Below are 6,894 nucleotides of genomic sequence, written 5' to 3' on the forward strand. Positions count from 1 at the left end.
GAGATAGGAATAAGGCCCCTCGGCGAGCTTACGGTAGGTGGATAGAGGAGTATCAAAGTCGGCGAGCACTTCACGGTGCACGGGCACGCGGTTGTAGCCCTGAGCAGCCAGTGCGGCAAATTCATCATTGGTCATGAGGTGATCCTGGAAAGCGATTTACGGAGTTTGCGATATCACGCACAAAGGTGTGGGCTAGAAAAAGCCCGGGGATTCACCATCGCCAGCGCGTCGTCTCCCGCATAACTGCACCCTGAGCCAAAGCCCCGCACAGTCGAATTGATGTAGTTCCAGATTTCATGGCTTCATTGTAGCTTCGACGAGGCGCTTGGCAAGACCTCGGCAACGCTAGACGCCCGCGAGATTTGCGCGCATCTCGGCAATAACCGCCGCGTAATCGGGCTTACCAAAAATTGCAGACCCCGCCACGAAGGTGTCTGCACCCGCCGCTGCGATTTCTGCAATATTTGCTGGCGTCACACCACCATCCACCTCAAGCCGTATATCCAAACCCGAAGCGTCTATGAGTGCACGTGCCTCACGAAGCTTGGTTAAGGTGGATGGAATAAAAGACTGCCCTCCAAATCCAGGGTTAACAGACATAAGAAGAATCATGTCCAACTTGTCCATAACGTAAGTCAGGTCATCCAGTCCGACATGCGGATTAAGCACAAGGCCAGCCTTACAACCCGCATCACGAATCATTTGCAGAGACCGATCCACGTGGGTAGAGGCGTCCGGGTGAAAGGTGATGTAACTTGCCCCGGCTTCGGCAAAGTCTCCAATCAGTTGGTCCACAGGCGAAACCATCAGGTGTACATCGATGGGCGCTGTAACGCCGTGCTTTCGAAGTGCCTTACAAACCATAGGGCCAATGGTGAGGTTGGGTACATAGTGATTGTCCATCACATCGAAGTGCACCACATCGGCACCTGCCTCCAGTACGTTATCTACTTCTTCACCTAGTCGCGCAAAATCCGCAGACAATATCGAAGGCGCAATCAGGTATTCACTCATGTCTAATCCTCTGTGTACTTTTAGGCAGTGCGTCGTTCTAGTTGCTCGCCAAGATGCGCTGCTCAAGGGCTTCGAGACGTTCGGGCGTGCCCACGTCCGTCCAATGACCGAGATGGTGCTCAGCAAACAAGCGGCTCTCCTCAATTGCACGCTGCAGTAGCGGCAGTAGCGCGCGCTTGCCCGGGGCGAAGCCTTTAAAAAAAAGCGGATCATACAGGCCTATGCCCGCGTAGGTTAGGGTCTTGGTGGATGGGAGTTGGACACTGCCTGCCTCCAGACTGAAATCCCCCGCTGTATTGTGCTCGGGATTGTCGACGAGCACCAAGTGAGCAGCCTGCTTGGGCAGAGGCATGCTTAGCAACTTCTCAAAATCAAAGTCGGTCCAGATATCTGCGTTAACTAGCACGAATGGATTATCGCCCAGTAATGGCAGGGCCTGAATAATCCCCCCCGCGGTCTCTAAAGGTTCGGGTTCCCGGCTATAGCGAAGGTCACAACCCCATCGACTACCGTCGCCGCAGTACGCCTCAATCTGCTCCCCGAGCCAGGACACATTGATCACGATATCTCGCACACCCACCGCCACCAGTCTCTCTATGTGGTACTCAATCAGAGGCTTGCCGGCGACAGGTAGTAAGGGCTTTGGCGTGTCCAGGGTGAGGGGTCGCATACGCTCACCTTTACCCGCAGCAAGCAGCATGGCCCGTGTTGCTGATAGTGTCGCTGGCGCTAACGATTGCCTGTTAGTCGCAGTCATGGAACCAGCTTTGTTGTTGGGCCACGGGCAGGACGACTTCGTCGAACCACAGGGCAAAGTCAGCTAAGGGTTGAACCTCGGGATATGTGGCTAATGCTCTTTGCACGTAAGCAATCACTCGAGGTAAGTCGCCGAGATAAGCGGGCTTGCCGTCACGCAAATAGAGTCTGGCAAATATCCCCAGTACCTTTATGTGTCGCTGCAGCCCCATGAAATGAAAGTCCATAAGAAAGTCGTCGGCATTCGGCACGGGCACGCCTTTAGCCACCAGGCCTTCTCTGTGCGCCAACGCCCATTCCTGGACCCGGGAGTCAGGCCAACGCACGTAGCAGTCTTTTAAGAGCGATACCGGGTCGTAGCTTAGCGGCCCTAAAACTGCGTCTTGAAAGTCGATAGTCGCGAGGGAGTTATCACTCAGCAACATAAGATTGCGTGCGTGAAAATCCCGATGAACCACTACCTGGGTCTGCGCCAGTGCCCGGTCACAAAGCAGCGATCTTAGCGCTGCGTAGACATCCCTTGCGGCCTGATCAAGGTCAAGGCCCAGCAAACCCTGGCAAAACCATTCTGGAAACAAATCCATTTCGCGACTAAGAAGGCTATGGTCGTAAACCTCCAGAGAAAAGTCGTCCAAATCTGCGAGGGCAAGATTCTCGAGCATGCCCAAGGCTTGCGCGTAGTATTGATCTACAGCATCGGCCTGCAACAGCGGCAGGAGAGTTTGATCACCCAAATCCTCAAGGGCCAGGAACCCAAATTCCATATCTGCCTGAAGTACAGTAGGAACACGCAGCCCCGCGGCGGCTAAACCCTTAGCTAAAGCCACGAACTCCGCATTCTTCTCGGTTTCTGGTGGTGCATCGCACAGAATCAGCGATGCCCCTTCGTGAGCAACACGAAAGTAACGTCGAAAACTGGCATCACCGGCAACCATCTGCAGTTCTTCGGAGCTGCCCGACCAAGATCGGTACCAATCGCCCAGTTGCTCTGTCCTGTCAGTGACGCTCACATGCCTCCAGGGATCTGAATCCCACACTTTTTTGATGTTTGAAGAGAAAACATCTTCACCCCTATCCGGATCCTGTTACTACTCTTCCACCCATCCGGCCCACTACAACCAAGCACTGCCGGATTACACTTTAACAATCTGCGTGTCAGCGTCTAACGCGAGCGCCGTTGATGCTTTATTATGCGCCGTCCATTGCGTTAAAGCGGCAGCAGATGCTCGCAGCTCCACCTAAAATATCGTCTATTCGCTCACTGTCATCCGGGGCTGCAGCTCTACGTGCTCTCCGTCGCCAGCGCAGAGGATGGTACGCGATGCTGCTGCTTGTTTGCACCGGTCTGACTGCGGCGCAAGAGCCTTCGTCTTCAGTTTCCGAAGCGACAACTGCGGCAGCTGTAGAAGAGAAGGGAAGCGGAAATACCCCCAAAGAAGCATCGGCAAGCACCCTCATAGAAGAAGCTATTCAACCTCGAGTGGGGGCAGAGCTGGACTGGGTTCCCATCGAAGACGTGCCCGAAAGGCTCAGAGATATCAGCTGTACGCTATGTAAGGGTCGCTACATAGACCCCCTTAGCGGTGCCAACGCCCAAAGTGATCCCGAAACCGCTCCTATCAATGCTCGCGCAAGAAGCTCTGAACTGGAGGGAAACACCGTACGCCTCTCTGGAGGTGTGGAAGTTACTCAAGGCTATCGCGAGTTTTCCAGTGACGAAGCGAGCATCGACCGTGAAACGCGAGCGGGTACGCTGGAGGGCAATATTGAGCTTCGGGAACCCGGTGTCCTGCTCCGTGGTGCACGGGGACAGTTTTACTCCCAAAGCGGTGAAGCGCAGATGGAAAATAGCCAGTTTGTGCTTCATGAGCAGCATCTGCGCGGAAGTGCTGCCCTGCTATCGAGAGAAAGCAACGAGCTTTTACGCATCGAGGATGGTGAACTTACTTTTTGCGCACCGGGCGACGACGACTGGTTGCTGCAAACCGGACAGTTGGAGCTGGATCTCGAAAAGGGCGTAGGCACGGCGCGAGACGCGACGCTACGCGCGGGCGGCTACCCGATTTTCTACACACCTTGGCTGAGCTTCCCTCTGGATGATCGCAGACGCAGCGGACTGCTATTCCCAGCAGTAGGTTCAGATAGTCGTGGGGGTGTCGACATCTCCACTCCTATCTATCTCAATCTCGCGCCCAACTACGACCTGCTCTACTCCCCCAGATACATAGGACAACGGGGCCTTAACCACGAGTTTGGAGCCCGCTATCTGGATCCATTTAATGGCAACTGGGAAGTCGGTGGAAGTTACATCGGCAACGACAAGCAATACGCCGATGATTTCCCCGATGAAAACGATGCAAAACGCTGGTTGGCCAACGTCAAACACCAGGGCAACTATGGGGGCCGCTGGCGCTCGCTCATTAACTACAGCAAGGTTTCTGACGTTGACTTGATTCGCGATCTGGAGACGTCGCGACTGGACTCTCGCCGCGATGTAAACCTGCTCCAGCTAGGCCAGGTTAAGTATTTGGGCGATGACTGGTTGGTAACGCTACAGGCACAGCAGTTCCAGCCGTTGGCCGAGGACATTCGCAACGACTACAAGAAGTTACCGCAAATCACCGCGCAATACCGAAGCCAAGGAACGCCCTTCGCACTCAATCCCATCGGCATGGTGCAGTACTCAAACTTTGATACGGACACCGACATCATCGCCACGGGGCAACGGCTCTACGGTGAAGCCGGGGTGACCTACCCCATGAGTTGGCAGTACGGCTTTTTACGATCCACCGCGAAGTACCGTGTTTTAGAGTACGCATTGGATCGCCAAGTTGGCGATCTTGATGAAAACCCAGGGGCCCGTTCGGGACTGGCCAGCATCGACGGGGGCTTGTTCTTTGAGCGAAACACGCAGCTGGCCGGCAAAAACGTAGTGCAAACTCTCGAGCCAAGAGTTTTTTATCTCTACAGCCAGTTTGACGAACAAAAGGACCAGCCGGACTTTGACAGCGCAGAGCTTACCTTCAACTATAACCAGCTGTTCCGAGACACGCGATTCTCTGGCCGCGACCGGCTAGACGACGCGAATCAGGCGGCTATCGGCCTCACAACACGCTTTTTGGACGAGAGCACGGGCGCTGAAATGTTCAATGCCAGCATTGGACAGATTGTCTATTTCAACAATCGACGGGTGCGTTTGAACGCCTCGGCGCCGGAACTTGATCGTTCCAGCTCCGAGCTCGCGGGAGAATTCAACTTTTACCCCAATGATCGCCTGTCCATGCGCAGTAACCTCCAGTACGACCCCTCCACGCGAAAAATGAACGCCGGAAACCTGCTGGCCAGCTACACACGGGACGACACGGCCGTGTTTAATCTTGGCTATACCTTCCGCCGTCCTGTGTCCCTGGTGGGGAACCAACCCACCACTGATCAGGTCAATCTATCTACCTACTATCCCATTAGTAATAACTGGCGTGCTTTTGTGGCCTGGAACTACAGCTTGGAAGCAAATCGAAGCGTGGAAGATATGGTCGGGATCGAATACGATAGCTGCTGCTTTCAGGTTCGCCTGCTGCACCTACGCTACTTTGACACCGCCCGCAACGCGATCCCCGACTTTGACTCGCCTAATCTGGATCGCGAACACGTCACCCAGGTTCAGGTATTACTCAAAGGCCTTGGGGGCTTTGGAGATGGTGTAGAGCAATTAATGGGCGATATGATTCAAGGATTTAACCGACTTGCTTACCGTAGATAGAAAATTTATGCGTTCAAGGCTATTACTGCCCCTGCTATGCGCAGCGGGCTTTAGCAGTGCCGCCTTTAGTGCCACCGAAATGCTCGATCAGGTTGTTGCGGTTGTCGACGACGATGTCGTGATGGCGAGCGAGCTGCGAGAGCGTATGGCCGCCGTTAACCAGAACATCGCGAACCAAGGTGCAGAAGCGCCTCCCGAAGACGTATTGATCCGAGAAACGCTGGACCGTCTGATTCTCGAAAATATACAGATGCAGATGGGCCAGCGATTTGGTGTGCGCATATCGGATGCACAGTTGAATCAGGCCATGGGCCGCATCGCGGCGCAGAATGGCCTGACTCAGGAACAATTTGCGATTCTTCTTGAACAGGAAGGACGCTCCTACACCGAGATACGCGAGAACATCGAGCGCGAGATGGTGATTCAGCGTGTCCAGCAGGGCAATGTGAATCAGCTCATCGAGATTAGCGACCAGGAGATAGAGAACTATCTATCCACGGAAGAAGGTCAGAAGCTCGTTCAACCAGAGTATCGCATCATCCATGCCCTCCTCCCTATCTCCTCGGATACCAGCGATGCTGAAATCGAGAAAAGTCGAGCCTTTTGCGAGAGCCTGGTTCAGCGGATTCGAGATGGCGAAGCCTTTGATCAGGTAATGACGTCTGTGCCTGAGGGCTACCCTTTTACGGGCGGCGATCTGGGGTGGCGCAAACTGGATGACTTACCCAGCCTTTTTCAGGAGGTTGCACCGACCATTGGCCGTGGAGAGACCGCTGACGTGTTTCAGAGCCCGAGCGGACTGCACATCGTCACAATGGCAGACCAGCGCGGCGGCGGCGACATGACCATCAACCAAACGAAAGTTCGGCACATTCTGCTTAAGCCTTCAGAGATTCTTACGGACGAGCAAGCGCGAGAACTCGCCGTAGAGCTCAAAGCACGGGTTGCTGCCGGTGAGGACTTTGGAGAACTGGCTCGTGAGTACTCTGAGGACATTGGCTCTGCTGCCGAAGGTGGCGATCTGGGCTGGACGAGCCCCGGGCAAATGGTTCCGGAATTCGAAAACATGATGGCAAGCACCGAAGTCGATACGGTATCCGAGCCTGTGCGAAGCCAATTTGGCTGGCACATTCTCGAAGTCCTTGATCGGCGCGAGAAGGACGTTACCGAAGATATGCGCAAAGCGCAGGTGCGCGAATTTTTGCACGGTCGCAAGTATCAGGAAGAGCTCGACGCCTGGCTTCGCAAAATACGCGACGAGGCCTTTGTCGACATCAAGTAAGATTCCACGACTCGCCATCTCAGCGGGGGAACCTGCTGGGATAGGGCCCGATGTGGTTCTCGCTGCGGCGCAGAGGGACTGG

General features: G+C 54.7%; 5 protein-coding genes. 2 read left to right on the forward strand and 3 right to left on the reverse strand.

Going from position 1 to position 6,894, the window contains the following annotated elements; translation table 11 throughout:
- Positions 1 to 345: 345 nt before the first annotated feature.
- From rpe to AB8B76_RS09245, 3 genes are read right to left on the reverse strand one after another with little or no spacing between them, the layout of a single operon-like run.
- Complete coding sequence (gene rpe, locus AB8B76_RS09235; protein ID WP_405271890.1) at positions 346 to 1,014, reverse strand: ribulose-phosphate 3-epimerase; 669 nt, start codon at positions 1,012 to 1,014, stop codon at positions 346 to 348.
- 37 nt (positions 1,015 to 1,051) lie between these two features.
- Positions 1,052 to 1,771, reverse strand: coding sequence for an N-acetylmuramate alpha-1-phosphate uridylyltransferase MurU (gene murU, locus AB8B76_RS09240; RefSeq protein ID WP_405271892.1), 720 nt, complete (start codon positions 1,769 to 1,771; stop codon positions 1,052 to 1,054).
- Entirely contained in the window at positions 1,758 to 2,780 is a 1,023-nt protein-coding gene (locus AB8B76_RS09245) for an aminoglycoside phosphotransferase family protein (RefSeq protein ID WP_405271894.1), read from the reverse strand. The genes murU and AB8B76_RS09245 overlap by 14 nt, the downstream gene beginning before the upstream one ends.
- Positions 2,781 to 3,091: 311 nt before the next feature.
- Here AB8B76_RS09245 and AB8B76_RS09250 point away from each other — a divergent pair, with 311 nt between their 5' ends.
- Both AB8B76_RS09250 and AB8B76_RS09255 read left to right on the forward strand, forming a co-directional pair.
- Positions 3,092 to 5,530, forward strand: a complete 2,439-nt coding sequence (locus AB8B76_RS09250; protein WP_405271895.1) for an LPS-assembly protein LptD — start codon at positions 3,092 to 3,094, stop codon at positions 5,528 to 5,530.
- Positions 5,531 to 5,537: 7 nt separating this feature from the next.
- Positions 5,538 to 6,812 (forward strand): peptidylprolyl isomerase, encoded by a 1,275-nt coding sequence (locus AB8B76_RS09255; protein ID WP_405271896.1) that lies wholly within the window; start codon positions 5,538 to 5,540, stop codon positions 6,810 to 6,812.
- Positions 6,813 to 6,894: the final 82 nt, after the last annotated feature.

Source organism: Congregibacter sp. (assembly GCF_045107095.1).
Classification (GTDB): domain Bacteria; phylum Pseudomonadota; class Gammaproteobacteria; order Pseudomonadales; family Halieaceae; genus Congregibacter.